General features: G+C 67.8%; 2 protein-coding genes and 1 pseudogene. All 3 read left to right on the top strand.

Translation table 11 applies throughout. The features are described 5' to 3' along the window. Nucleotides 1-180: 180 nt before the first annotated feature. Nucleotides 181-486: pseudogene (locus ACFFHC_RS09895) on the top strand (hypothetical protein); the annotation flags it as partial. Between the two features lie 88 nt (nucleotides 487-574). Beyond that, complete coding sequence (cmtR, locus tag ACFFHC_RS09890; protein ID WP_070705542.1) at nucleotides 575-934, top strand: Cd(II)/Pb(II)-sensing metalloregulatory transcriptional regulator CmtR; 360 nt, start codon at nucleotides 575-577, stop codon at nucleotides 932-934. After that, entirely contained in the window at nucleotides 931-1,581 is a 651-nt protein-coding gene (locus ACFFHC_RS09885) for a cation diffusion facilitator family transporter (protein ID WP_379805080.1), read from the top strand. Before cmtR ends, ACFFHC_RS09885 begins: the two co-directional genes overlap by 4 nt. Nucleotides 1,582-1,751 lie beyond the last annotated feature (170 nt).

Raw genomic sequence — 1,751 nt, 5'->3', positions numbered from 1 at the left:
TCCTCAGATCATGCCCGGGACCTCGACCCCTACCCCCAAGCACCCACGCTCAACTCCGAAGAGCCCGATATCACGCGCGATCAGATCATGCTCACCGACGAGCTGTTCGACATCTACGCGCGGCACTAGCGAGAGACCGACGACGCCCTGTCGGCCTATGGCCAGCGCCGCGCGTACCGGGCCACGGCGAAGCTGGAGGCCCGTCAGCTCTGGTCGGCAGCCGCCGCGATGTGCCTCGTCCTCCTGCCGGTTGCCGTTGTCGTCGCCGGGTTCTGGATGGGTGTCGCGGGGCTCATCGCGGGCGCTCAGTGGGCGCTGGACGTGGACGGGAGCGTGTGGCTCGGCATCGGGCGCTGGCTCGTGGTCGCCGTGGGCCTCGCCGGGGCCGGCTACGGGCTCTTCGCGTCCGCTTGCTGGGCCGCTGGCCTGGTGGAGACCTGGAAGGGCCACGGCATGCCGAAGTGGCCGGGGTGGCGCAAGAGGTGACCACGAACCCCAAGGGCAAGCGCGCGGAGCGCGTGCGGCAGCCTGTCGAACTCAACAACGTGTCAGTCATCGCTGTATAGTTCAGTGCATGCTGACTATTGCTACTCGCCTCGACGTCATGAACCGGCTGGGCCGGGCCATGGCGGACCCGACGCGCTCCCGAATCCTGATGACCTTGCTGGATGGCCCGAGCTACCCCGCTGCGTTGTCCCGCGACCTTGAACTGACCCGCTCGAACGTCTCGAACCACCTGACCTGCCTGCGCGACTGCGGGATCGTGATCGCCGAGCCCGAGGGTCGGCAGACCCGGTACGAGATCGCCGACCCTCACCTCGCTGCGGCACTGACGAAGCTCATGGACGTGACTCTGGCCGTCGACGAAAGTGCGCCGTGTGTGGACGTCGCGTGCCCGGTGCCGGGCTGCTGCGGGGCGGAGGCGAACGCATGAGCGCGGCGCTGACATCAGAGCGCCGCGCAACCTTGCACCGCCGGGTCCGCTTCATCGTCGGGTTCACGATCACCTACAACGTCATCGAGGCCATCGTCGCCGTCGCCGCGGGTGTGCTGGCCTCGTCGGCCGCGCTGATCGGCTTTGGCCTGGACTCGGTCGTCGAGGTGCTGTCGGCCGTGGCGATCGCGTGGCAGTTCACCCGCAAGGACCCCGAGCGGTGGGAGAAGGTGACCGTGAGGGCGATCGGCATCGCGTTCTTCGCCCTCGCCGCGTACGTCTCCGTGGATGCCGTGCTGGCTCTGATGGGCCAAGAGGGCCCCGATCACAGCCCGCTGGGCCTCGGGATCACTGCGCTGAGCCTGGTCGTCATGCCGCTGCTGGCGTGGTTCGAGGTCCGCACCGGGCGCGAGCTCGGCTCCAATAGCGTCATGGCCGATGCCAAGCAGCTCATCCTCTGCATCTACCTCTCGGGTGCGGTGTTCATCGGTCTCGTGCTGAACAGCCTGTTCGGCTGGTGGTGGGCGGACTCCGTCGCCGCGCTGGTCGTCGCCTTCCTCGCCGTCCGCGAGGGGCTGGAAGCGTGGCGCGGGGACGTGGAATCACCCCTCGAGGTGCTGGAGGATCTCGAAGAAGAGGGCGACTGACTCGATGTCCAGAAGGGTTTCGCTGGCTCGACGTCGGCGGAGCCCTTCGAGGCACGTCTCCTGGTCATTGCAACCAACGTCATATCCAAGAGATGCGCTACTGCATCGCCGTCCACGCCCCGGTGCAGCCGGACCTCACCCTCGACGGGCACCAGGTGCTCACCGGGGAG

It is taken from the genome of Kytococcus schroeteri, from assembly GCF_042433515.1.
In the GTDB taxonomy this organism is placed as follows: domain Bacteria; phylum Actinomycetota; class Actinomycetes; order Actinomycetales; family Dermatophilaceae; genus Kytococcus; species Kytococcus schroeteri.
Note: the sequence above shows the minus strand (reverse complement) of the source record. Positions and strands in the feature narration are given on the sequence as shown.

What these genes read in the sequence shown, in the direction of transcription:
- cmtR (WP_070705542.1), top strand. Translation starts at nt 575, where the DNA reads ATGCTGACTATTGCTACTCGCCTCGACGTCATGAACCGGCTGGGCCGG.
- ACFFHC_RS09885 (WP_379805080.1), top strand. Translation starts at nt 931, where the DNA reads ATGAGCGCGGCGCTGACATCAGAGCGCCGCGCAACCTTGCACCGCCGG.